This window comes from Kineococcus terrestris, assembly GCF_041020755.1.
GTDB lineage: Bacteria > Actinomycetota > Actinomycetes > Actinomycetales > Kineococcaceae > Kineococcus > Kineococcus terrestris.
Map to the genome: position 1 here is coordinate 53,109 of NZ_JBEUEI010000006.1, position 23,062 is coordinate 76,170.

The 23,062-nt window shown below is 79.2% G+C and carries 20 protein-coding genes; 9 read left to right on the forward strand and 11 right to left on the reverse strand.

Annotated elements, in window-relative coordinates:
- Positions 1-16 precede the first annotated feature (16 nt).
- Positions 17-1,300, reverse strand: coding sequence for a LysM peptidoglycan-binding domain-containing protein (locus AB8M62_RS05635; RefSeq protein ID WP_369068901.1), 1,284 nt, complete (start codon positions 1,298-1,300; stop codon positions 17-19).
- 201 nt (positions 1,301-1,501) lie between these two features.
- On the opposite strand from AB8M62_RS05635, the gene AB8M62_RS05640 reads away from it, so the two are divergent.
- The gene (locus tag AB8M62_RS05640) at positions 1,502-1,894 is read left to right on the forward strand and encodes an Rv2175c family DNA-binding protein (RefSeq protein WP_369053584.1); all 393 of its coding nucleotides are present in this window, start codon (positions 1,502-1,504) and stop codon (positions 1,892-1,894) included.
- A gap of 39 nt (positions 1,895-1,933) precedes the next feature.
- Here the strand turns inward: AB8M62_RS05640 and AB8M62_RS05645 are convergent, their stop codons facing one another.
- Positions 1,934-2,884: a phytoene/squalene synthase family protein gene (locus AB8M62_RS05645; protein WP_369053583.1), complete on the reverse strand. Its 951-nt coding sequence runs from the start codon at positions 2,882-2,884 to the stop codon at positions 1,934-1,936.
- 162 nt (positions 2,885-3,046) lie between these two features.
- Between AB8M62_RS05645 and AB8M62_RS05650 the strand changes: the two genes are divergently transcribed.
- The 4 genes from AB8M62_RS05650 to AB8M62_RS05665 all read left to right on the forward strand — a co-directional run bounded on the left by AB8M62_RS05650 (position 3,047) and on the right by AB8M62_RS05665 (position 7,458).
- The gene (locus tag AB8M62_RS05650) at positions 3,047-3,781 is read left to right on the forward strand and encodes a GntR family transcriptional regulator (protein WP_369053582.1); all 735 of its coding nucleotides are present in this window, start codon (positions 3,047-3,049) and stop codon (positions 3,779-3,781) included.
- Positions 3,778-5,295 carry an MmgE/PrpD family protein gene (locus tag AB8M62_RS05655; protein ID WP_369068902.1) on the forward strand — a complete coding sequence of 506 codons (1,518 nt, stop codon included), beginning with the start codon at positions 3,778-3,780 and terminating at the stop codon, positions 5,293-5,295. Before AB8M62_RS05650 ends, AB8M62_RS05655 begins: the two co-directional genes overlap by 4 nt.
- Complete coding sequence (prpB, locus tag AB8M62_RS05660) at positions 5,295-6,215, forward strand: methylisocitrate lyase (protein WP_369068903.1); 921 nt, start codon at positions 5,295-5,297, stop codon at positions 6,213-6,215. Before AB8M62_RS05655 ends, prpB begins: the two co-directional genes overlap by 1 nt.
- An 88-nt stretch (positions 6,216-6,303) precedes the next feature.
- Positions 6,304-7,458, forward strand: coding sequence for a bifunctional 2-methylcitrate synthase/citrate synthase (locus AB8M62_RS05665; RefSeq protein ID WP_369068904.1), 1,155 nt, complete (start codon positions 6,304-6,306; stop codon positions 7,456-7,458).
- Positions 7,459-7,471: 13 nt separating this feature from the next.
- Here AB8M62_RS05665 and AB8M62_RS05670 read toward each other — a convergent pair whose 3' ends face one another.
- Together AB8M62_RS05670 and AB8M62_RS05675 are read right to left on the reverse strand one after the other, a co-directional pair.
- The gene (locus AB8M62_RS05670) at positions 7,472-9,046 is read right to left on the reverse strand and encodes a phytoene desaturase family protein (RefSeq protein ID WP_369053576.1); all 1,575 of its coding nucleotides are present in this window, start codon (positions 9,044-9,046) and stop codon (positions 7,472-7,474) included.
- On the reverse strand, positions 9,043-10,137 hold the full coding sequence (locus tag AB8M62_RS05675) for a polyprenyl synthetase family protein (RefSeq protein WP_373694862.1): 1,095 nt from the start codon (positions 10,135-10,137) through the stop codon (positions 9,043-9,045). The genes AB8M62_RS05670 and AB8M62_RS05675 overlap by 4 nt, the downstream gene beginning before the upstream one ends.
- 215 nt (positions 10,138-10,352) lie before the next feature.
- On the opposite strand from AB8M62_RS05675, the gene AB8M62_RS05680 reads away from it, so the two are divergent.
- Complete coding sequence (locus AB8M62_RS05680) at positions 10,353-11,021, forward strand: CDP-alcohol phosphatidyltransferase family protein (protein WP_369053573.1); 669 nt, start codon at positions 10,353-10,355, stop codon at positions 11,019-11,021.
- A 9-nt stretch (positions 11,022-11,030) separates the two neighbouring features.
- On the opposite strand, the gene AB8M62_RS05685 is transcribed toward AB8M62_RS05680, so the two are convergent.
- The 7 genes from AB8M62_RS05685 to AB8M62_RS05715 all read right to left on the reverse strand — a co-directional run bounded on the left by AB8M62_RS05685 (position 11,031) and on the right by AB8M62_RS05715 (position 17,258).
- Positions 11,031-12,509 (reverse strand): phytoene desaturase family protein, encoded by a 1,479-nt coding sequence (locus tag AB8M62_RS05685; protein WP_369053571.1) that lies wholly within the window; start codon positions 12,507-12,509, stop codon positions 11,031-11,033.
- Between the two features lie 7 nt (positions 12,510-12,516).
- On the reverse strand, positions 12,517-13,650 hold the full coding sequence (locus AB8M62_RS05690) for a glycosyltransferase family 2 protein (RefSeq protein WP_369053569.1): 1,134 nt from the start codon (positions 13,648-13,650) through the stop codon (positions 12,517-12,519).
- Positions 13,647-14,459, reverse strand: a complete 813-nt coding sequence (locus AB8M62_RS05695) for a carotenoid biosynthesis protein (protein WP_369053567.1) — start codon at positions 14,457-14,459, stop codon at positions 13,647-13,649. Before AB8M62_RS05695 ends, AB8M62_RS05690 begins: the two co-directional genes overlap by 4 nt.
- 84 nt (positions 14,460-14,543) lie before the next feature.
- A complete protein-coding gene (locus tag AB8M62_RS05700; protein ID WP_369053565.1) occupies positions 14,544-14,780 on the reverse strand; it encodes a hypothetical protein in 237 nt (78 codons plus the stop codon).
- Positions 14,781-14,851: 71 nt separating this feature from the next.
- Complete coding sequence (locus tag AB8M62_RS05705) at positions 14,852-15,574, reverse strand: monooxygenase (protein WP_369068905.1); 723 nt, start codon at positions 15,572-15,574, stop codon at positions 14,852-14,854.
- Between the two features lie 9 nt (positions 15,575-15,583).
- Positions 15,584-16,519, reverse strand: coding sequence for an alpha/beta fold hydrolase (locus AB8M62_RS05710; RefSeq protein ID WP_369068906.1), 936 nt, complete (start codon positions 16,517-16,519; stop codon positions 15,584-15,586).
- Positions 16,520-16,580: 61 nt separating this feature from the next.
- Entirely contained in the window at positions 16,581-17,258 is a 678-nt protein-coding gene (locus tag AB8M62_RS05715) for a YbaK/EbsC family protein (RefSeq protein WP_369068907.1), read from the reverse strand.
- Positions 17,259-17,557: 299 nt separating this feature from the next.
- Here AB8M62_RS05715 and AB8M62_RS05720 point away from each other — a divergent pair, with 299 nt between their 5' ends.
- From AB8M62_RS05720 to AB8M62_RS05730, 3 genes are all read left to right on the forward strand, one after another.
- Complete coding sequence (locus tag AB8M62_RS05720; protein WP_369068908.1) at positions 17,558-18,019, forward strand: DUF6504 family protein; 462 nt, start codon at positions 17,558-17,560, stop codon at positions 18,017-18,019.
- 158 nt (positions 18,020-18,177) lie between these two features.
- Positions 18,178-18,717 carry an SAV_6107 family HEPN domain-containing protein gene (locus AB8M62_RS05725; protein ID WP_369053555.1) on the forward strand — a complete coding sequence of 180 codons (540 nt, stop codon included), beginning with the start codon at positions 18,178-18,180 and terminating at the stop codon, positions 18,715-18,717.
- A 95-nt stretch (positions 18,718-18,812) separates the two neighbouring features.
- Entirely contained in the window at positions 18,813-23,051 is a 4,239-nt protein-coding gene (locus tag AB8M62_RS05730; RefSeq protein ID WP_369068958.1) for a DNA polymerase III subunit alpha, read from the forward strand.
- The last annotated feature ends 11 nt before the right edge of the window (positions 23,052-23,062 follow it).

A 23,062-nucleotide genomic window follows, 5' to 3' on the forward strand; every position in this document is an offset into this window, starting at 1 on the left:
CCCCGCGCCGGGACGCTCAGCCGAACCTCGACATCAGGGTGCGCACGTTGGCCACGTAGCGGCGGGTGTCGTCGTACATGCCGCGCGAGCGCACGCCCGCCTCGCCCTGGTAGTAGGAGGCGATCGCGACGTCCAGGTCGTTGCGCGCGGTGAGGGTGCGCAGGATGACGACCCCGGCCTTGGCGTTGTCGTGCGGGTCGAACAGGTCCAGGTTCTCGCCGAGCAGGTTCGAGGCCCACTCGCCGGAGCTGGGGATGACCTGCATGGCGCCGATGGCGTTGGCGTGCGAGACCACGCGCATGTTGAAGCCGGACTCCTGGTACGAGATCGCCAGCGCCAGGGCGGGGTCGACACCCAGCCGCACCGCGGTGGAGCGCACGATCTCGCGCATCTCCTCGCGCCCGGGCAGGTCCGCCGAGGCCAGCCGGGCCTGGTTCTGCGCCACGGCGCCGGCGATGGTGCCGGCGCGGGTGGTGCCGTCCGCCGGGGCGGCGCTCGAGCCGGCCGAGGAGCTGGGGGAGGGGGCGGGCGCCTGCGCGCCGGGCCCCAGGTCGAGGACCTGGCCCTCGCGGATGAAGCCGTCGGCGGTCAGGTCGTTGGCCCGCACGAGCGCGGCGACGCTGGTGCCGTGGGCGGCGGCGATCGCGCCGAGGGTGTCGCCCGCGCGGACGGTGTAGCGCCCGCCCGCGGACTCGCCCGCCTGGTCGGCGGGGGGCGCCGCGGCCGGCGCGCCGGCCAGCCGCAGGACCTGGCCCTCGCGGATGAAGCCGCGCGCGTCCAGGCCGTTGGCCTCGCGCAGGGCGCCGACGGTGGTGCCGTGGGTGGCGGCGAGGGCGCCGAGGGTGTCACCGGCGCGCACGGTGATCTCCGCGGGGGCGGCGCTCGCGCCGGCGTCCGCGGAGGCGCCGGGCGCGGGTACCCGCAGCTCCTGGCCCTCGCGCACCCGGGCGCGGGCGTCGAGGCCGTTGGCCTCCACGATCGCGCGGACGGTGGAGCCCGTGCGGGCGGCGATGTGCCCGACGGTGTCCCCGCGGCGCACCGTGACGACGGTCCCGCCCGCGGGCGCGGCGGCGGGGGCCTGCGCGGCGACCTGGGCGCTCACCTGCGCCGGGGCCGCGGCGGGGGCCGCGGCCGAGGCGGTGCCGGCGACGGCGCCGGGGGCGGCGGCGCCCACCAGGGCGGCGGCCAGCCACCGCCCGCGCCGGCGCTCGGCGGCGCCCTGCTCGCCGCGGCGGCCCTCGCCGGGCTGCGGCGCCCGCTCCTCGGGACGGTCCTCGGACGGGTCGCTGTGCTCGGCCATGGGGCGGGTGTCCTCCGCGGTCGTCGGGGGTGCGGGCGATCGGGCGGGCCCCGGCGGTGATCGCCGGTCGAGCGCGAACCTACCCGACCGGTGCCCCGGGACCCGGTCAGCACCCGCCGCGACCGCCGGGCGCGTCGCCGCCCGCACCCGGTGCGGGCCGCCGCGTGCGCGCGCGCCGGACGCGGGTGGCAGGCTGAGGGGGTGGCTGGACCGGTGAGGGCGGAGGTCGCCCGCGACGAGGGCGACGACCTGGACGACGTGGTGGACGAGTGGCTGACCGTCCCCGACGTGGCGGAGCGGATGGGTGTGGAGCTGCGCACCGTGCGCCGGCTGCTGCAGGAGCGCGAGCTCGTCGCGGTCCGCCGCGGCGAGCGGCACGTGGTGTCGGTGCCGGCGGCGTTCGTCACGCCGGAGGGCCCGCTGCAGCACCTGCGCGGCACCCTGTCGGTGCTGCTGGACTCCGGCTACTCCGACGCCGAGGCCGTCCGCTGGCTGTTCACGCCCGACGACACCCTGCCCGGCACGCCGGTGGCCGCCCTGGCGGCCAACCGCAAGACCGAGGTGCGCCGCCGGGCGCAGGCCCTGTCCTTCTGACGTCCCGCCGAGCCGCTCCCGGCCGGACCCGCCGCCGGGTCAGGCCGGCAGCTGCCGCCAGCGCGCCTCGCGCCGGCGGGCCAGCTGCGCCCGGCCCAGCGCGGGCAGCGCCACGGCCAGCCGCCGGGGCAGCGGCACCGACACGCGCCGCCACAGCACGTCGTACCCGGCGCGCTCGACGGCGCCGAGGATGCCCCCGTACAGCTCGAAGGCCGTGCGCAGGCAGTCGCGGCTGGTCGGGTGGACCATCGCGATGCCCGGCTCGGCCCGCGCGTACACGGCGCGGGTGCGCTCCACCTCGAACGCCAGCAGCTCGCGCACGGCCCGCGGGGTGGAGCGCGCGCGGCGGCCGGCGAGCAGGTCCTCGCGGGTGACGCCGAAGGCCTCCAGGTCCTCGGCCGGCAGGTAGACGCGCCCGCGCTCGAGGTCCTCGCCGACGTCGCGCACGAAGTTGGACATCTGGAACGCCTCGCCGAGCGCGCGGGCGGGCTCCTCGGCGCCGGGGGCGACGGGCTCCAGCACGGGCAGCATCTGCAGGCCGATGACGGCCGCCGAGCCGTACATGTACCCGCGCAGGTCCTCGTAGGTGGCGTAGCCGGTGTCGGTGATGTCGCGGCGCATCGAGGCCAGGAACGCCTCCACGTGCTCGACGGGGATGTCCCAGCGGCGCATCGTGGCGGCCATCGCCCGGCCCACCGGGTCGGTGGGGCCGGTGCCGGCGAGCCCCTGCAGGAAGGCGTCGCCCCAGGCCACGAGCGCGTCGGGGTCCGGGTCGGTGAGGGAGTCGACGAACTCGTCGGCGTAGCGGGCGAAGCCGTACAGCGCCCACACGTAGGGCCGCTTGGCCGGCGGCAGCAGCAGCGTGGCCAGGTAGTACGTCTTGCCGTGCTCGGCGTGCAGGCGCCGGCACTCCTCGAAGGCGGCCCGCAGCTCCGGGTCGGCCAGCGCCGGGTCGGTGCGGGCGGCGGAGTCGAGGTCGCGGCTGCTCACCGGCGGGATGCTGCCACGCCGCGGCGCGCTCGTGCGCCGCGGGGCGCCCGGCGCGGCTGTGCATGCACAACCGCCCCGCGGGCCGCGACCCTGGCGCTCGCGGGGGCTCTGTGCATACAGTCGCCGTCGGCAACGGCTGCCGGGGACGACGAGGAGGTCGGGGTGCGCGCCAGCGAGCGGGTCTACCGGCGCCTGCGCCGCGACGTCCTCGACGGCGTCCTGGCCCCCGGCGACGTCCTGGCGGAGGTCGAGCAGAGCAAGCGCCTCGGCGTCTCCCGCACCCCCGTGCGCGAGGCCTTCGCCCGGCTGCTGGGCGACGGGCTGGCCAGCCCGCTGGCCGGGCGCGGCCTCGTCGTCAGCGCCCTGTCCGCGCGCAGCGTCGAGCAGCTGTACGAGGTGCGCTCGGCGCTGGAGGAGCAGGCCGTGCGCCTGGCCGCGCTCCGGCGCGACCCGGCCGTCTTCACCCGCCTGGCGGAGGAGTTCGCCCGCGCGCCGCGGCTGCTGGAGGAGCCGGGTGAGGACGCCCTCGACCGCTACTACGCCCTGACCGAGGAGTTCGACGCCGCCCTCGACGAGGCCGTCGACAACCCGCACCTGGTCCAGGCCCTGACCGCGGTGCGCACCCACCTGGCGCGCGTGCGCCGCCTGGCCCGGCACGACCCCGCGCGGCTGCGCCGGGCCGCCGCCGAGCACCAGCTGGTCGCCGAGGCCGTCGCCGCCGGCGACGCCGTCCTGGCCGTGCACGCCGTCGGCGTGCACCTGCACCGCAGCCGCGCCCGCTTCGTCGAGGCCGTCGCGCGGCAGGAGGCGGGCGCCCCGCCCGCCCCGCACGCCCCGCCCGTCGAGCCCGCCCCGCCCCCCGAGCCCCTCGGCCGACCGCAGGAGGTCCCCGCGTGAGGACATGCACCGTCCGCGTGCACCGCAGCGACGCCGGTCTGCGCCGCGAGGACGAGCTCGCGCACCGGCTGGCCGTCGTGGCCGCCGACCCCGTGGCCGTCGACGACGACGTGGCCGAGATGGTCGTCAACCGGGTCATCGACGACGCCGCCGTCACGGCCGCCTCCCTGCTGCGCGCGCCCGTCGTCGCCGCCCGCGCGCAGGCGCTGGCGCACCCGCCCTCGCGCGGCGGCACCGGCGCGCTGGTCGCCGGCACCCGCGAGACCGCCTCCCCGGAGTGGGCGGCCTGGGCGGGCGGCGTCGCCGTGCGCGAGCTGGACTTCCACGACACCTTCCTGGCCGCCGACTACTCCCACCCCGGCGACACGATCCCGCCGCTGGTGGCCGTCGCCCAGCACCTCGGCCTGGACGGCGCCGCCCTGCTGCGCGGGACCGTCACCGCCTACGAGGTGCAGGTCGACCTCGTGCGCGCGATCTGCCTGCACCGGCACAAGATCGACCACGTCGCCCACCTCGGCCCGGCCGTCGCCGCGGGCCTGGGCACCATGCTGGGCCTCGACGTGGCGACGACCTACCAGGCGATCGGGCAGGCGCTGCACACCACCACCGCCACCCGCCAGTCCCGCAAGGGAGCCATCTCCACGTGGAAGGCGTACGCGCCCGCCTTCGCCGGCAAGGCCGCCGTGGAGGCCGTCGACCGCGCGATGAGGGGGCAGACGTCGCCAGCGCCGGTCTGGGAGGGCGAGGACGGGGTGGTCGCGTGGCTGCTCGACGGCCCCGAGGCCGTCTACGAGGTGCCGCTGCCGGAGCCGGGGGAGCCCAAGCGGGCGATCCTCGACACGTACACCAAGGAGCACTCCGCGGAGTACCAGGCGCAGGCGCTCATCGACCTCGCCCGCCGCCTGCACCGCGAGCACCCCGAGCTGGCCGACCCCGACCGCGTGCGCTCGATCGTGCTGCGCACCAGCCACCACACCCACACCGTCATCGGCTCCGGCTCCGGCGACCCGCAGAAGTACGACCCGTCGGCCAGCCGCGAGACGCTCGACCACTCCGTGCCGTACATCGTCGCGGTCGCCCTGCAGGACGGCCGCTGGCACCACGAGGACTCCTACGCCCCCGAGCGCGCCGCCCGCCCCGACACCGTCGCCCTCTGGCGGAAGATCACCACCGTCGAGGACCCCGTCTGGACCGAGCGGTACCACGACCCCGACCCGGACCGCCGCGCGTTCGGCGCCCGCCTGGAGGCCGTCCTGGCCGACGGCAGCACCGTCGCCGACGAGATCGCCGTCGCCGACGCCCACCCGCGCGGCGCGCGCCCCTTCGCCCGCCCGCAGTACCTGGACAAGCTGCGCGTCCTGGCCGCCGGCGTCCTGCCCGACGCCGAGGTCGAGCGCTTCGCCGACCTGGCCCAGCACCTGCCCGAGCTCGACGCCGCCGGCGTGCGCGCCCTCGGCGTCGTCGCCCCCGACGAGCTGCTGGCCTCCGTCCCGCTGCCCGGAGGGCTGTTCTGATGCTGCACGCCACCACCACCCCCGCCGCCAAGCGCGCCGCCCTGCGCGCCGCGCTGGCCGGGGACGACCTGCTGCGCTTCCCCGGCGCCGTCAACCCCCTGTCGGCGCGGCTGGTGCAGCGCAAGGGGTTCGAGGGCGTCTACCTGTCCGGGGCCGTGATGTCCGCCGAGCTCGGCCTGCCCGACGTCGGCCTGACGACCCTGTCCGAGGTCGCCGAGCGCGCCGCGCAGGTCGCCCGCACCACCGACCTGCCCGTCCTCGTCGACGCCGACACCGGCTTCGGCGAGCCGCTCAACCTCGCCCGCACCGTGCAGGTGCTCGAGGACGCCGGGGTCGCGGCCCTGCACGTGGAGGACCAGGTCAACCCCAAGCGCTGCGGGCACCTGGAGGGCAAGCAGGTCGTCGACCTGCCCACCGCGGTGCGCCGCGTCACCGCCGCCGTCGGCGCCCGCCGCGACGACGGCCTCGTCGTCGTCGCCCGCACCGACGTGCGCGCGCTGGAGGGCCTGGACGCCACGCTCGAGCGGGCCCGGGCCCTCGTCGACGCCGGCGCCGACGTCGTCTTCCCCGAGGCGCTGGCCGACCTGGGCGAGTTCGAGGCGCTCGCGAGCGCCGTCGAGGTGCCGGTGCTGGCGAACATGACCGAGTTCGGCCGCAGCGACCTGTTCACCCACGACCAGCTGCGCGACGCCGGCGTGCGCGTGGTGATCCACCCGGTCTCGCTGCTGCGGCTGGCGATGGGCGCCGCCGACCGCGCCCTGGACGCCCTGGCGCGCGAGGGGACCCTGGCCGGGGAGGTCGAGCGCATGCAGACCCGGGCCGAGCTGTACGACCTGCTCGACTACGCCTCCTACGGCGTCTTCGACACCGCCGTCTACGACGTCACCCTCGAGGGCAACCGCACCCACCGGCCGGGCTGACGGGCCCGCACGCACCGCACGCACCGCACGCACCGCACGCACCGCACGCACCGCACGCACCGCACGCGACGACGCGAAGGAGCGACACGTGAGCACCACCGGCAGGACGAGCAGCGCGGGACAGGACGAGGTCCGCAAGGGCCTGGCGGGGGTGGTGGCCGACACCACGGCGATCTCGCGGGTCGACCCGGCGACGAACTCGCTGCTGTACCGGGGGTACCCGGTGCAGGAGCTGGCCGCCCGCTGCTCGCCGGAGGAGGTGGCGTTCCTGCTGTGGCACGGGGAGCTGCCGGACGCCGCGCAGCTGGAGGCGTTCCTCGGGCGCGAGCGGGCCGCGCGCGCCCTGCCCCGCCAGGTCACCGACGTCCTGGACGCCGCCCCGGCCGCCGCGCACCCGATGGACCTCGTGCGCACCACCGTCAGCGTCCTGGGCCTGCACGACCCGCAGGCCGCCGACAGCTCGCCGCAGGCCGAGCTCGCCAAGGCCGAGCGCCTGTTCGCGGCGCTGCCCGGGGTCGTCGCGCACCTGCAGCGGCGCCGGCACGGGCTGGAGCCGGTGCCACCGCGCGAGGACCTGGGGTACGCGGAGAACTTCCTGCACGCCGCGCTGGGCGCCGTGCCCGGACCCGAGGCCGTCGACGCGTTCCGCGTCTCCCTCGTGCTGTACGCCGAGCACTCCTTCAACGCCTCCACGTTCACCGCGCGCGTGGTCACCTCGACGCTGGCGGACCTGCACTCGGCCGTCACCGCGGCCGTCGGGGCGCTCGGGGGACCGCTGCACGGCGGGGCCAACGAGGCCGTCTGGCAACTGTTCGAGGAGATCGGGCCGGGGGAGGGCGCCGCGCAGCGCGCCGAGGCGTGGCTGGAGGAGGCGTTCGCCGCGCACCGCAAGGTGATGGGCTTCGGCCACCGCGTCTACCGCGACGGCGACTCGCGGGTGCCGACGATGCGCGCCGCGCTGGAGCGGCTGGCCCGCTCGCTCGGGCGCACCGACGTGCTGGAGCTGTACGCGGCGCTGGAGGAGGGCGTGGCCCGGCGCAAGGGCCTCAAGCCCAACCTGGACTTCCCCGCCGGACCCGCCTACGCGCTCACCGGTCTGGACACGCCCCTGTTCACGCCCGTGTTCGCCGCCGCCCGCCTGCCCGGCTGGACCGCGCACGTCGTCGAGCAGCGCGCCGACAACGCCCTCGTGCGCCCGCTGTCGGCGTACTCCGGCCCGCCCGAGCGGCACCTGCCGGGCTGAGGACCCGGGGCCCTCAGCGCCAGGCGCGCGAGCGGTAGGTGCGGTCGCGGCCGGTGACGCGCTCGGCGGCCAGCCGCCCCGACACCAGCACCATCGGCACGCCCACGCCCGGCTGCGTGCCCGAGCCGGTGAACACGACGTTCTCGCCCCACAGGTTCCCCGGGCGGAACGGGCCCGTCTGCCGGAAGGCGTGCGAGCTGGCGAACGGCGCGCCGTCGGCCATCCCGCGCCGCTCCCAGTCCGCCGGCGTCGTGACGTCCTCGACCTCCACGGCCTGCTCGAACCCCGGGTAGCCGCGCTCCTCCATGACCCGCATGACGTGCTCGCGGTAGCGCGGGGCGATGCGGTCCCAGTCCAGGCGCGCCCGGCCCGCCGACAGCGACGGCGTGGGGAACAGCACGTAGTAGACGTGCTTGCCCGCCGGGGCCAGCCCCGGGTCCGAGACCGTCGGGCGCGAGACCAGCACCGACGGGTCGCTCATGAGGCGCCCGTCGAGCAGCTCGCGGAACACCTGCTCCCACTGCTCGCCGAAGTGGATGCTGTGGTGCACCGGGTCCGGGTAGTCCGCCGAGGACCCCGCCAGCAGCAGGTAGCACGAGGGCGAGTACGTCAGGTGGCGCACCCGCCACGGGTCGCGGCCCAGCAGGTCCCGGTGGGCGACCGGCAGGTCCGGGTTCAGCACCACCACGTCGGCCTCGATCCGCCGGCCGTCGGCCGTCAGGACCGCGCGGGCCCGCCCGCCGCGGTGCTCCACCGCGGTCACCTCGGTGCCGTAGGAGAACTCCACCCCGTGCTTCTCCGCGGCCGCCGCCATCGCCGTGGGCAGCGCGTGCATGCCGCCGCGCGGGAAGAACACCCCCGCCACCGAGTCCATGTAGGCGATCACCGCGTACAGCGCCAGCGCGTCCTGCGGGGCCAGGCCCGCGTACAGCGCCTGGAAGGAGAACATCCGCTGCACGCGCTCGTCCTTGAGGTACTTGGCCACGTGCGGGGCCATCTTGCCGAACCCGCCCGCCGCCACCAGCCGCACCAGGTTGGGGCGCAGCAGGTCCAGCGGCGTGTCGATGTTGGAGTCGATGAAGTCGCGGATCTCGTAGCGGTACAGCCGCCCCACGTGCTCGACGAAGCGGCGGTACCCGTCGGCCTCCGCGCCGCCGGCCAGCTCCGCGATCGCGTCGGCCGTGCGGTCCACGTCCGCCGACACCGTCAGCGAGCTGCCGTCGGCGAAGCGCCCCCGGTACAGCGGTTCCACCGGGTGCAGGTCCAGCCAGTCGCCCATGTCCTCGCCCAGGGCGTCGAAGCAGTCGGCGATGAGGTCCGGCATCGTCAGGACCGTCGGGCCGGTGTCGAAGCGGTACTCCCCGGCGCTGCCGTCGGTGCCCGTGCCCGGGCGCACCACCAGCCCGGCCCGCCCGCCCGGCACGTCCTCGCGCTCCAGGACGGTCACCCGCCGGCCCGCGCCCGCCAGGCGCATCGCCGCCGACAGGCCCGCCAGGCCCGCGCCGACGACGACCACGTGCTCGCTGGGGCCCTCGACGTGCCGGGTGCGTCCCGGCAGCCAGTCCAGGGTCCGCGACAGGCGGCTCACGAGCGCCTCGCCGTCGCCGCGACGACCAGCTCGTGCAGCGCCGCGCGCGCCGTCGCGTCCACGTCCGCCTGCTCCAGCGCCGTGCACGCCACCTCGACCTGCGTGGTGATGAGGTCCTCCACCCGCTCCAGCGCGCCCGTGGCCACCAGGACCTCGCGCAGCGCGTCCACCCCCCGCCCGTCCAGGTCGGGATCGCCCAGCAGCCGCTCCACCAGCGCCGCCTGGCGCGCGTCGGCCGCCTGCACCGCCAGCGCCACCAGCACCGTCCGCTTGCCCTCGCGCAGGTCGTCCCCGGCCGGCTTGCCCGTCACCGACGGGTCGCCGAACACGCCCAGCACGTCGTCGCGCAGCTGGAAGGCCTCGCCCAGCGCCAGCCCGAACGTCGAGTAGCTGGCCACCAGCGCGTCGTCGGCGCCGGCCAGCGCCGCGCCCAGCAGCAGCGGGTGCTCGATGGAGTACTTCGCGCTCTTGAACCGCACGACGCGCCGCGCGCGCTCCACCGCGCCGGCCGCACCGCGCGAGGCCGAGGACGCCTGCTCCAGCATGTCCAGGTACTGCCCGCCCATCAGCTGGGTGCGCATCGTGTCGAAGACCCGCCGCCCGGCCCACAGCCGCTCCGCGGGGAAGGGGGAGCGGGCGAACACCTCGTCGCTCCACGCCAGGCACAGGTCCCCGGCCAGCACCGCCCCGGCCAGGCCGAAGCGCTCCGCGCTGCCCGACCAGGTGGCCGCCCGGTGCTGCGCGGCGAAGCGGCGGTGCGCCGCCGGCTGCCCGCGTCGGGTGTCGGAGTCGTCCATCACGTCGTCGTGCAGCAGCGCCGCCGCCTGGAACAGCTCCAGCGCCGCCGCCGCGCGCAGGATGCCGCGGCCCTCCTCGCCGCCGTCGCCGCCGGCGCCGCGGTGGCCCCAGAAGCAGAACGACGGGCGCAGCCGCTTGCCGCCGGACAGCAGGGCCCGCACCGCGTCCAGCACGGGACCGGTCTCCGGGTCCACCTCGCGCAGCAGCAGCTCCTGCTCGCCGACGAACACCGCCAGCTCGTCCTCCACCGCGGCGCGCAGCCACGCGGTGGTGCTGCGCGCCTCGTCCAGCACCGCGGCGGGCAGGCGCGCGGCGTCGTCGCCGCAGGACAGCTCCAGGGTCTCCTCGACCGTGGGCGCTCCGGTGCTGGGGCTGGGCGGGGGAGGCGGCACAGCCGCACTCTAAGCAGGCTGAGGGTCGCGGGCGAGCGGGTGGGCCGAAGTCACCCGCCCGGCGCGCCGGGCCGCCGCGCCGGACCCGCGGGCCCGCTGCGCCTAGGGTCGGCCGCGTGGACCGGGAGACCTACCTGCGGCGCTGGTCCGCCCTGCACGGCGGTGCCGCCCCCACCGGGGTGGTCCGCGTCTGGCTGACCGGCGCGCACGCGCTGGCCCGCCCGCTGGCCGCCGCGCGCGTCCCGCCCTCGGCCGTGACCCTCGCCGGCGCGCTGGCCGCGGTGGCCGCCGCCGTCCTGGCCGTGCGCGGCGGTCCCGGTGGTGCCGCGGCGCTCGCGGCGGCGCTCCTGCTGGCCGCCGGCGGGGTCCTGGACAACCTCGACGGCGCCGTCGCGGTGCTGCGCTCGGCGACCAGCGCGCTCGGCGCCGTCCTCGACGCCGTGTGCGACCGCGTCGGCGACGCCTGCTGCGCGCTCGTCCTGCTCGGCTGCGGCGCACCGCCCGCGCTGGCGCTGGCCGCCGGCGGACTGGCGCAGCTGCAGGAGTACGCCCGCGCCCGCGTCCAGGGCGCCGGGGTCGGCGAGGTGGGCGTCGTCAGCGTCGCCGAGCGGCCCGTGCGGGTCGCGCTGGCGGCCTCGGCGGCGGCGGCCGGCGCGGTGCGCCCCGGGCCGCCGTGGGCGTCGCTGGCCGCCGGGGTGTGGCTGGTGCTGGGCCTCGTGGCCGCCGTCCAGGTCGCGCTGGCGCTGGGGCGCCGGCTGCGGGCGCTGGACCGCCCCGCCGGCTGAGGCCACCGCTCAGGCGTCGCCCACGAGGTCGGCGACGATGCGCGCCGACAGCCCCACCAGCGGCAGCCCGCCGCCCGGGTGCGCGCTGCCGCCGACGAGGAACAGGCCCGGCACGGGGGAGCGGTTGGCCGGGCGCAGGAACGCCGAGCGGGCCCCGTCGCTGGAGGAGCCGTAGATGGCGCCGCCGTCGCTGAGCGTGTCCTCGGCCAGGTCGGCGGGCGTGCGCACCTCGCACCAGCGCAGCCGGTCGCGCACGTCCAGGCCGCGCGCGGCCATCGCGTCCAGCACGGTGCGCGCGTACGACTCCGCCAGCCCCGGCGCGCGCCAGTCGGTGCCGCCCGGCGGCGCCCCGCCGGGGTCGTGCACCGGCGCGTTGACCAGCACGAACCACGCCTCGGTGCCCTCGTCCGGGCGCAGCGCCGGGTCGTCCGGAGCGCTGACGTACACCGTCGGGTCGGCCACCGGCCGCCCCGCGGCCAGGTCGCGGAACTCGGCGTCGTAGTCGCCGGGGAACAGCACCGTGTGGTGGCGCAGGCCCGGGGTGCGCCCGTCCAGGGCCAGCAGCAGCACGAACCCCGAGGAGGAGCGCCGCCGCGGCGAGGGCCGCAGCCGCGGGCGCGGCAGCAGCCGGCCGTACAGCTGCGCCGCGTCCACGGCCGAGACGACGACGTCGGCGCCCAGGTGCCCGCCGTCGGCCAGCCGCACCCCGTCCACCCGCCCGCCGGCCGTGGTCACCTCCGCGACCGCGGTGCCCGTGCGCACCCGCACCCCCCGCTCGGCGGCCCGCTCGGCCACCGCCAGCGCCAGGCGGTGCAGGCCGCCGCGCACGTACCAGGCGCCGAAGGCCTGCTCGACGAACGGGACCGTGGCCAGCGCCGCGGGCGCCTTCGCCGGGTGCGAGCCGGAGTAGGTGGCGTAGCGGTCCAGCAGCACCCGCAGCCGCTCGTCGCGCAGGTACTGCCGGCCCAGCCCGCGCAGGCTGCGCCACGGCGCGACCGTCCGCAGCGCCCGCACGTCCCGCGCCAGCGGCAGCAGCGTCGAGGCGCCGCGCAGCGGGGACTCCAGGAACGGCTCGCGGGCCACGTCCCACACCTGCGACGCGCGGCCCAGGAACGCCGCCCACTGCGCGCCCGTGCCCGCGCCCAGCGCCTCGTCCAGCGCGCGCACCACCCGCGGCACCCCGCCGCCGGGCAGGTCCAGGTGCGTGCCGTCGCCGAAGCGGTAGTGCGCCACCGGGTCCAGCGGCACGACGTCCAGCACGTCCTCGACCGGCGCGCCGGTCTTGAGGAACAGGTCGCGCTGCACCGCGGGCAGGGTCAGCAGCGAGGGACCGGTGTCGAAGGAGAAGCCGTCGCGGCTGAACCAGCCGAGCTTGCCGCCCACCCCCGGCGCCTGCTCCACCAGCTCCACGCGGTGACCGCGCGCGGCCAGGCGCGCGGCCGCCGACAGACCGCCCAGCCCCGCCCCGACGACGACGACCCGGCTCACCGGTGCCTCACGCGACCCGACGCCCCTTCCAGCGCAGCGACCCGCGGCGCCGGGCGGCGTGGGAGTCGGCGACGAGCCCCACCAGCAGCGCCACCGACACCGGGTGCGCCAGGGCGTCCGGCAGCGAGCGCCCGCCCGTGCGCTCGGCGGCCAGGTAGCGGCCCACCACCCCCGCCGCGTAGCCCAGCGCCCCCGCCCGCGACCCGGTCAGCGCCGCCAGCGGCGGCAGCACGTAGACGACGAGCAGCCCGGCGCCCACGGCCACCGCACCGGCGGGGCCGCCGAACGCCGACCACAGCGACTTCGCGTACCCCGCGCGCAGCTCGGACCAGCCCCCGTACATCCGGCACACCGCGAGGTCCGTGCCGTCCACGACCCCGCCGGACCCGCCGGCCGCCTTCACCGCGCGCACCAGCGCCACGTCGTCCAGGACCTCCCCGCGCACCGCGCCGTGCCCGCCCGCGCGCCGGTACGCGGCCGCGTCGACGACGAGGAACTGCCCGTTCGCCGCCGCCAGCGACGGCCGCCGCGACGTCTCCGCCGCCCGCAGCGGCAGCGTCGTCAGCCACGACCACTGCAGCAGCGGCTGCACGAGCCGCTCGGCCCACGTCAGCGCCAGCTGGCGCGGGTACGGGCTGACGAGGTCCAGGCCGCTGCCGCGCAGCAGCGCCACCGCCGCGGCCACCGCGTGCGGGGCCAGCACCACGTCGGCGTCCACGAGCACCAGGACGTCCCCGCGGGCCTCGGCGGCCAGGCGGGCGCACGCGGCCGGCTTGCCCAGCCACCCCGGCGGCGGGTCCGCGCCCTCCAGCAGCCGCACGCGCCGGTCGCCGGCCGCGACGGCCCGCACGACGGACGCCGTCGCGTCGGTGGACCGGTCGTCGCAGACCAGCACCTCGTACCCCTCGCCCACCTGCACCTGGTCCAGCAGCGCCGCCAGGCACGCGCCCACCCGCTCGGCCTCGTCGCGCGCGGGCAGCAGGACGCTGACCCGCTCGGCCACCGCGGGCGGGTCCACCGGCGGGCGGCGCAGCGCGCGGGCGTTCAGCGCGGTGTGCGCGGTCAGCAGCACGGCCGCCGCCGACCCGCCGCGCACCGCCGCGCGCAGCAGCGCCCGGGCCGCGCCGGGGCCGCGCCTCACGCGCCGGCCCGCAGGTCGCGCAGGTACGGGCCCACGGTCAGCCCCATCGCGGCCCCGCCCCAGGCGGCCGCGGCCGGGCGGCCGAAGAACGCGGCGCTGCCCAGCGCCGAGCCCAGCCACGTCCAGCCCAGCAGCCAGGCCGGCACCCGCTGCGAGGGGCCCGCGGCGCCCGCCGTGCCCGCGGCGGGCTCCTCCGGGACGAGCAGGTGCAGGCCCGCGCACACGGCCGTGGCCGTCAGCAGCCACCCGGCGTAGTTGCTCAGCGGGATCCCCGGCAGGCCCGGTAGGTGCGGGTGCGGCACCTCGAACGCCCAGTGCCCGGCGGCCGTCATCTGCGGGTCCAGGAACAGGTCCCAGCTGGCCAGGGTCCACGCGGCGGCGGCGACGACCGCGCCGTCGCGGCGGCGGCCCGGCGGCAGCCGCCGCGCCAGCCGCCGGCCCAGCTGCACGGCCGGGTGGGCCACCATCGTCCACGCCAGCGGCACGACCACGGGCACGTCCAGGACCTGCGGGCCCAGCGTCCCGGCGTAGCGGTAGCGGCCGAAGGGCCGGCCGGTGCGGGTGCCGACGGCCTCGGCCAGCAGCCCCAGCCCGCCGGCCACGGCCAGCGTGCGCACCGCCCCGCGCGCCCCGCCGCGGCGCGCGGCGTCCGCCACGGCGGCCGCGCTGAACACCCCCACCGAGCCGATGGTGGTGCGCCGCAGCCGTTCCCCGCGCAGCAGCGGGTGGGCGACCTGGGTCAGGACGGCGGCGCCCGTCAGGACGCCGGTCACCGCGCGCAGGGCGCGGGAGGGCGGGCGGTGGGGCACCCGCTCACTCTAGGGACGGCCGGCGACACCGGCCCCGCGGGACCTGCGCGCCCGCCCCGGCGCTCGCACCGGACCCGGCGGCGCTCAGGACGGCAGCAGCCGCCGCAGCGCCAGGAGCCCCAGCGCCACCGCGAGGACCGACGCCACCGCCAGCGCCCGGCCCGCCCGCCACGCGGCCGCGTGCGCGCGCCGGGCCCGCCCGGCGGGCAGCGCGCTGGCCGGACGCGCGGCGTCCGGGTGCGGCCCGAGGGCCCACAGCCACGTCAGGGCGCCCGCGACGGCGCGCGCGAGCCCACCGGCGAGGGCGAGGACGGTCTCCACCGCACCAGCGTCCCGGGCGCGGCGGCCCGCGGGGCAGACCCGTCCGGGTGGCGGTGCTCAGGGGGCGGTGCTCAGGGGGTGCGCCCGTCGACCGTCCCCTCCAGCCGCTCCACCGCGAAGCGCGCGAACAGCTCCTCGGCGTACCAGCCCTCGCGGGGGGTGCGGACCATCACGTCGCGGTGCGCGGGGCCCCGGTGGGCGAACCCGCTCAGCGCGTCCGCGGACTCCCACAGGGAGAAGGTGCCCTGGTAGCCGAGCGGCGCCTCGCCCAGGCCGACGGCGAACCGCAGGCCCGGCACCGTCCGCAGCTCCGCCGCCACGGGCGGCACCGCCCGCCAGAAGGACAGCGCCCGCCCCGGGCGCAACCGCGCCCGCGTCACCGAGGCCACCGGCCCGGTGTGCGGGGCGCGCGCGGGGGGACCGAACGGCTCGCGGCCCGACCAGCGGCCGCGGCTGCTCAGCGGCCGCAGCTGCACGCGCAGCGTCTCGCTCGCCGCCCGCCGCCACGCGCGCGCCGTCGCGGAGCGCTCGAAGGCGGCCGCGTCGGCCGCCGAGTCCCAGGCGACGAGGGCGGCCCAGCGCAGCGGGTCCGCGTCGCGGACGGTGAACGTGCGCCCGTCGCCGGTGCCGAGCAGCTTGTGGAAGCGCGCGCCGGGGGTGCGGGCCAGCAGCACCCGGTCCAGCACCATCCGGCCCACGGCGAAGGGCACGGCGCGGGGCGGCACCGTCCACAGGTGCAGGGTGACCAGCGGGGGCGGCGGCTGGGCGGGCTGCTCGGGGGGCTGGGCGGGCACCAGCGGACCCTACGTCCGTCCCGCGGGCGCGGCCCGCCCGTCGTCCCCGCGCTCGTCCCCGCGCCCGCGCCCGCGCTCGTGGGCGGCGACGTGGGCGCGCACCAGGCGGGCGACGTCGCCGGGCCGGTCCCACGCGGGCACGTGCCCGCAGCGCTCCCAGCGCTCCCAGCGCGCGCCCGGCGGGGCGAGCTCGCGCCGCAGGTACGCCGGCGGCAGGACGCGGTCGCGGGCCCCGGTCACGACGACGACCGGCACGCGCACGTCCGCCGCGCGCGTGAACGCCCCGGCGGCGAGGGCCGCGTCCGCGGCGGGGTAGCCCGGTGCGGACGCGACCGCCTCCAGGGCGTCGCGCGCGAGCGCCACCGGCAGCGCGCGCGGGGCCGCGCTGGTCGCCGTGAACGCCAGCGTGCGCCCGAGCGCTCCCGTCACGAACCCCTGCGGCAGGTGCCGCGCCCAGCGGGCCAGGCGCTGGCCGGTCGGCAGCAGCGGCGGCCGCCGGCGCGCGCTGCGCCACAGACCCGCGGGGGCCAGCGCGACCAGGCCGGCCAGCGCCGGGTCCGCCGGGTCGTCCCGCGCGGCGGCCTCCAGCGCGACCCACCCGCCGAAGGAGTGCCCCACCAGGTGCACCGGGTGGCCGTCCTCGCCGCGCAGGCGCACCGCCAGCGCCAGCAGCCGCCGGCCGAGCGCGGCCGGCGTCATGGCGTCCGGCCCCTCGGACGGGCCGGGGACCGGGCTGCGCCCGTGCCCGGGCAGGTCGACGAGCAGCAGCCGGTGGTCGCGCCCGAGGTCGCCGGTGACGGGCGCCCAGGCGGTCGAGGCGCCGCCGAGGCCGTGCACGAGCAGCACGCGGGGCGCCGCCGGGTCGCCGGTGCCCGCGGCCGCGGTGCACAGCCCCTCCGGCCCGGGCCCGGCGCCCGCGGCGGTGCCCGGTGCCGTCGCCCCCACGTCCCCTGCACGCCCGGGCGGCGCCGGGGGTTCCCGCCCCGCGCCCCGCGGGTGCCGCGGGTCAGCCCAGCTCGACCGGGTGCCCGGCGGTCAGGCGCAGCAGCTCGTCGTAGCGGGTGCGGAACACCGCGCGGGGGTGGCCCGCCGGGACCCACACGGCCGGGTGCACGGCGAGCGCGACGTCGACGAACGTCGTCAGGGCCACCGGCAGCCCCACGGGGGCGGCGCTGCCCGGCGCGGCCCCGGTGAGCCGGTGCGCGAGGGCGTCGTCGGCGGGGTCCAGCCGCGCCAGCCCGAGGACCCCCGCGAGCACGCCCGGCAGCGTGCGGTGCACGCCCGCGCGGACCACGAGGACGGGTTCGTCGGGGCGCACGTCGACCCCGCCCGTGCCGGTCGAGCCGGCGGGCAGCCCCGCCCGGCTGCAGCGCGCCACCAGCACCCCGGTCACCGCCAGCGCCTCGGGGGCGGCGCCGAGGTGGGCGGCCCGGTCGGCGGGGTCGTCGAGGCCCGGCGGCAGCTCCACGACGGTGCCGGCCGCGGCGAGGGCCGCCAGGGCGGCGGCGGTGGCGGCGACCGCGGGGTGCTCGCCGGGGTGCTCGCCGGGGTGCTCCCCGGGGTCGTCCCGCGGGGCGGTGGCGGTCCGCGCCGGCCCCGTCCCCCCGGTCGGCACCGGGCCGTCGCGCACGCGGTCCCCGCGGGCGGGCGAGCGGTGCAGCAGGACGGGCGGCGTCCACCTCATGCCCCTGCACCGTAGGCCGCGCGGGGCTCCGGAGCGCGGCGGAGCGGGTCCTGCGGCCACGGTCCCGGCGTCCACAGGGGCGCCGCTCCCCGTTGACGCGGCCGGGGCGCCGTGGTGTACCGTCGATCACAGTTCGAACAGGTGTTCGAACGCCGCGGCCGCCCGGCGGTGCGGGTGGACGGGAGAGGGGAAGCTCCCGCCCGTCCGCCCGCCGGGTGCGTCGTGGAGCCGTCTTCCCCCGGCTCGCCCACCGCCGGAGCCCTCCGGCGGTGCCGGCTCGAGGAGGGGAGGCAGGTCCGGTGAGACGGTTCTGCGACACCGTGCACGTCCGCTCCGGCGCGATCGGCGACGACGAGGCCGCTCCGGTGCAGTTCGTCTGGCGCGGCCGCCTGTACGTCGTGCGCTCCGTGCTCTCGCACTGGCGCGAGCGCCTGGCCTGGTGGGAGCAGCCCGCCGTCGCCGCCGTCCACGGGGACGAGCCGCTCGCCGCGCCGGCGCGCGCGGGGTCCGTCCAGGAGGTCGGCGACCTCGAGCGCGAGGTGTGGCGGGTCGAGGCGGGGGTCGGCCGGGTCTCCGCCGTCGGCGTCTACGACCTCGCCCGCCGCGCCGCCCCCGGCACGGCCGCCGCGGACGGCGGCGGTCGCGGACGGGAGCTCGTGTCGGAGGCGGCTGGTACCCCTGGTCCTGGCGCCGGGGACGGGACCACCGCGGACAGGACCGCCGGGGACGACGAGTGGGTCCTGCTGCGCGTCGCGGACTGACCGCGCACCGGTCCCGCGCACCCTGCGCACCCCGCGCCACGCACCTCCAGCGCTGCAGCAGCAGCACCGCTCCAGCACCGCTCCAGCACCGCAGCACCAGCACGACGGGTGGGACGACAGCACGCAGGCGCCGGCTCGGCCGGCGCGGGAGGAGGACCATGACCACCGCGGCCGACACCTCGCGGGGCCCGCGCGCCACCGCGCGGTACGGCGCGCCGCCGGACGCGCCGGAGCCGGGCCCCCGGCCCCTCACGACCGCCGCTCTCGACCTGCTCGACCGCTCCGAGCGCGAGCTGCTCGCCGCCTTCCGCGCCGAGGACCCCGCCGAGCGCTACGTGCACGCCCACCTCGCGGCCCTGCGCGCCGGCGCGGCCGTCCTGGCAGTCCACCCCGGGCCCGTCCCCGCGGCGCCCGCCCGCCGGACCGGCACCGCGGCCGGGCGGGCCGCGGCCGCGCCCCGCCGGCGCCGCGGCGGCCCGCGCAGCGTCTGGGAGGTCCTGCCGCAGCTGGCGCCCGAGCTGACCGTCTGGGCCGCCGAGTTCACCGCCAGCGCCGGGCGGCGCGCCGCGGTCGAGGCCGGTCGCACCGGGGTGGTCGACGCCGCGGCCGCCGACGCCCTGCTCGCGGCGGCGGAGGCGTTCCACCACGCGGTCGAGGACGTCCTCGGGCTCTCGCGCACGCACCCGCTGGCGGGCTGAGCGCCGGCACCCGCACCACCGGCGCACCGCCGGCACCCGCACCACGAACCACCGCTGCTCCGTCCTTCCCCGCGGGCGTGACCGCAGAGGACCCGATGCACCACCCCGTCCCCACCCCCCGCACCACCCGCACCGCCGCCGTCCCCGCCCGGCCCGCACCGCCGTTCACCCACCTGCACGTCGCCTCCGGGTACTCGCTGCGCCACGGCACCTCCACCCCCGCGGCCCTGGTCGAGCGGGCCGCCGCGCTCGGGATGGACTCCCTGGCGCTGACCGACCGCGACGGCCTGTACGGGGCGGTGAAGTTCGTCCGCGCCTGCCAGGACGCCGGCCTGGCCCCGGTCCTTGGCGTCGACCTGGCCACCGGGTCCTGCGGGGGCTCCTCCGCCGGTCCCCCCGGTGCGCGGCCCGCCGGGGCGCCCGCGGCCGGCGCGCCGGGGACGGGCCGGCGGACACCGGCCCGCGGCGGTCGGGCGGTCGACCCGCGGCTGCCCCGCGCGACGGTCCTGGCCCTGGGCGACGCCGGCGCCGGGAACGGCTGGGGCGCCCTGTGCGAGCTGGTCAGCGCCGCCCACCTGGGCGCCGAGCGCGGCCGCCCGACCGCCCCGCCCGAGCTGGTCGCCGCCCACGCGCACGCCCCCGGCGGGGGCGCGGCCCTGGCGGTCCTGCTCGGGCCGTCCTCACCGGTGGGGCGGGCGGTGCTCGCCCACCGCGACGACCTCGCCCGCGAGCACCTGCACCGGTGGGCGCGGCTGCTGCCGCCGGGCAGCCTGCACGTGGAGGTCGTCCACCACCACGCCCGGCCGGGCACCCCCGGCGCCCTCGACCAGGCCGCGCGGACCCTGCTGCTGGCCCGCGAGGCCGGTGTCCCCGCGGTCCTGACCGCCGCGGCCCGCTGCGCCACCGCGCGCGAGGCACCCACCGCCGACCTGCTCGACGCGGTGCGCCGGCTCGTGCCCCTGGACACCCGGCACGTGGACCGCACCACCGCCCAGGAGCACCTGCTGCCCGCGGCGGACATGGCCCGCACCGCGGCCGACGTCGCCCGCGCCGCCGGCGGCGGGGACGGGCTGGCCCGCGAGCTGCTCACCGCGACCCGGGCGCTCGCGGAGCGCGCGCGCCTGGACCCGCGCGCCGACCTCGGGATCGGCGAGCACCACCTGCCCGACCGCGAGGCCCTGCGGCTGGCGCCGGGCGAGGACCCCGCCGCCGTGCTGCGCGCGCGCTGCGAGGCGGGCGTCGGCCGCTGCTACCCCGGGGCGGGAGCCGCCCGGGAGGAGCGGGTGCGCCGGCGCCTGGAGGAGGAGCTGAGCACCGTGGCCGCGACGGGTTTCGCCGCCTACTTCCTCACCGTGGCCGACGTGTGCGACCTGGTGCGCGGGCTCGGGGTGCGGGTCGCCGCCCGCGGCTCGGGGGCGGGCAGCCTGGTCAACCACCTGCTGGGGATCTCCGGCGTCGACCCGCTGGAGCACGGCCTGCTCATGGAGCGGTTCCTCAACCCCCTGCGCGGGCAGCTGCCCGACATCGACCTCGACGTCGAGTCCGCCCGCCGCGAGGAGGTCTACGGGGCGGTGCTCGACCGCTTCGGCGCCCGGCGGGTGACGTGCGTGTCGATGATGGACACCTACCGCGTCCGGCACGCCGTGCGCGACGTCGGCGCCGCCCTCGGGATGCCGCCGGCGGAGGTGGCCGCCATCGCGACGGCGTTCCCGCACGTGCGGGCCCGCGACGCGCGCGCCGCCGTCGCCGACCTGCCCGAGCTGCGCCGCAGCGGTCTGGGCGAGGAGCGCCTGGACGCGTTCTTCGACCTCGTCGAGCGCCTCGACGGCCTGCCCCGCCACCTCGCCCTGCACCCCTGCGGCGTCGTCCTGTCCGGCACCGGGCTGCTGCGGCGCACCCCGGTCGAGGCGAGCTGGAAGGGGTTCCCCGTCAGCCAGTTCGACAAGGACGACGTCGAGGACCTCGGGCTGCTCAAGCTCGACGTGCTCGGCATCCGGATGCAGTCGGCGATGGCCCACGCCGTGCGGGAGGTCGCCCGCGTGGACGGCGTCGACGTCGACCTCGACGACCGCGCGCAGGTCCCCCTGGACGACCCGGCGACCTTCCGGCTGGTGCGCTCGACCCGGACGCTGGGCTGCTTCCAGGTCGAGTCGCCCGGCCAGCGCGAGCTGGTCGGCAAGTTCGCCCCCACCACCTTCGCCGACCTCGTCGTCGACATCTCCCTGTTCCGGCCGGGGCCGGTGAAGTCGGACATGGTGACGCCGTTCCTGCGCGCCCGGCAGGGGTGGGAGGCGCCGCGCTACCCCGACGAGCGGCTGCGGCCCGTGCTGGAGGAGACGTGCGGGGTCGTGGTCTTCCACGAGCAGGTCGTCCGGATCCTCGAGGCGACCACCGGGCACGGCCTCGCGGCCGCCGACGAGTACCGGCGCCACCTGGGCACCCGCACCGGCCAGCGGGAGCTGGAACCGCAGTTCCGGCGCCGCGCCCTCGAGCGCGGGTACCCGCCGGCGGCGGTGGACGCGGTGTGGGAGGTGCTGACGGCGTTCGCCTCCTTCGGGTTCTGCAAGGCGCACGCGGCCGCGTTCGCGCTGCCGACGTACCAGTCGGCGTGGCTGAAGGCGCACCACCCGGCGGCGTTCCTGGCGGGCGTGCTCACCCACGACCCGGGCATGTACCCCAAGCGGCTGCTGCTGGACGACGCCCGCCACCTCGGCGTCGCCGTCCTGGGCCCGGACGTCGACCGCTCCGACGACGTCTACCGGGTCGAGCGCCTGCCCGACGGCCCGCCCGGCGGCCCGTCCGCGGGCGGGCCGGGTCCCGGTGGCCCGGCGCTGCCCGCGCCGTGGTCGGGCGGTGCGCCGGTGCGCGACCCCGACGGGCTGGGCGACGGCGTCGCCGACGGCACCGGGTACGGCCTGCGCCTGCCGCTGACGGAGGTCCGGGGGATCTCCGCGGCCGAGGTGGCCCGGATCGTCGCGGGGCAGCCGTACCGGTCGCTGGCCGACCTGTGGCAGCGGGCGCGCCCGTCGCGGCCGGTCGCCGAGCGGCTGGTGCTGGCCGGCGCGCTGGACGCCGTGCACGGTCTGCGCCCCGCCGGCCCGGACGGCGACCCGGTGCCCCGCCGCGGGCGCACCACGCACCGCGACCTGCTGCTGCAGGTCGCCGAGCTCGACCGGTCCGCCCGCGCCCGGCCGGGCGCCGGCCGCCGCGGCGCCCCCGCCCCGCGCCGCCCGCTCCCCGAGCCCGCGGGCGCGACGGGCACGGCGGGCGCGGCGGGCGCGGCGGGGGACGTGCGGGCCGCCGCCGCGGCGCGCTCGCGGGCGCCGCGCCGCCCGGGCGAGGCGGACCGCGGCGCCCAGCTGGCCCTGGACCTGGGGGACGCCCCGGAGCGGCTGGTGCCGTCCGGGCTGCCGGAGGTGTCGGCCGCCGAGCGGGTGCGCGCCGAGCTCGACGTCCTCGGCCTGGACGTCAGCGCGCACGTCGTGCAGCCGTACGGCCCGCTGCTGCGGGCGCTGGGCGTGACGGCGGCCCGGGACCTGCGGCGCCGCCGCAGCTCGGCCGAGCTCCTGGTCGCCGGGGTCAAGGTCGCCACCCAGACACCGCCCGTGCGCTCGGGGCGTCGCGTGGTGTTCCTGACGCTGGACGACTCCACGGGCCCGCTGGACGCCACGTTCTTCGAGGACGCCCAGGGCCCGTACGCCGCGACGGTGTTCCACTCCTGGCTGCTCCTCGTGCGGGGCGTCCTGCGCCGCACCGGCCCGCGCGGCGTCTCGCTGCGGGCCACGGGGGCGTGGGAGCTGCCCGCGCTGTGGGAGGCGTGGACCGCCGGCGGGGAGGCGGCCGTCCGCGGGCTGATCGCCGCCGCCCCGGACCCGGGGTTCCGCTCCGCGGCGGCGGTCGCCGGGGCGGCCGCGAGCCGCTCCAGCCGGCCCGTGGCGGCGCGCCCGCCCCTGCCGCGCGCCGGCGCGCGACCGGCCGCAGAGCCCGGCCTTCCCGGCGTCCCCGCCGGGCCCGGCGTCCTCGACGGGCCCGGCGTTCCCGACGGGCCCGGCGTTCCCGACCGCGGACGGGTGGCGGGCCGGCGGCGGGTGCTGGTGCACGCCAGCGGTTTCCGCCAGTCGCCCTACGCGGACGTCCGTCCTGCCGGCGCGGACCCCCGCGGTGGTCGTGCTCTGGCCGCCGCTCCTGCGCCGGGTCGGGCGCCGGACCCGCCGCCCGGCCCCGAGCCCGGGGACCCGGTGGACCCGGTGGACCCGGTGGACCCCGGACGGGCCCGGCGGGCGGGCGCCCCCCGCAGGCTGTGGAGCTCCAGCCCCGGCAGCTCGGGGTGGTGACCGCCGCCGTC

Bases quoted from the DNA above. Each gene is read 5' to 3' on its own strand.
- AB8M62_RS05635 (WP_369068901.1), bottom strand. From the start codon at position 1,300: ATGGCCGAGCACAGCGACCCGTCCGAGGACCGTCCCGAGGAGCGGGCG.
- prpB (WP_369068903.1), top strand. From the start codon at position 5,295: ATGCTGCACGCCACCACCACCCCCGCCGCCAAGCGCGCCGCCCTGCGC.
- AB8M62_RS05715 (WP_369068907.1), bottom strand. From the start codon at position 17,258: ATGAGGTGGACGCCGCCCGTCCTGCTGCACCGCTCGCCCGCCCGCGGG.
- AB8M62_RS05725 (WP_369053555.1), top strand. From the start codon at position 18,178: ATGACCACCGCGGCCGACACCTCGCGGGGCCCGCGCGCCACCGCGCGG.
- AB8M62_RS05730 (WP_369068958.1), top strand. From the start codon at position 18,813: ATGCACCACCCCGTCCCCACCCCCCGCACCACCCGCACCGCCGCCGTC.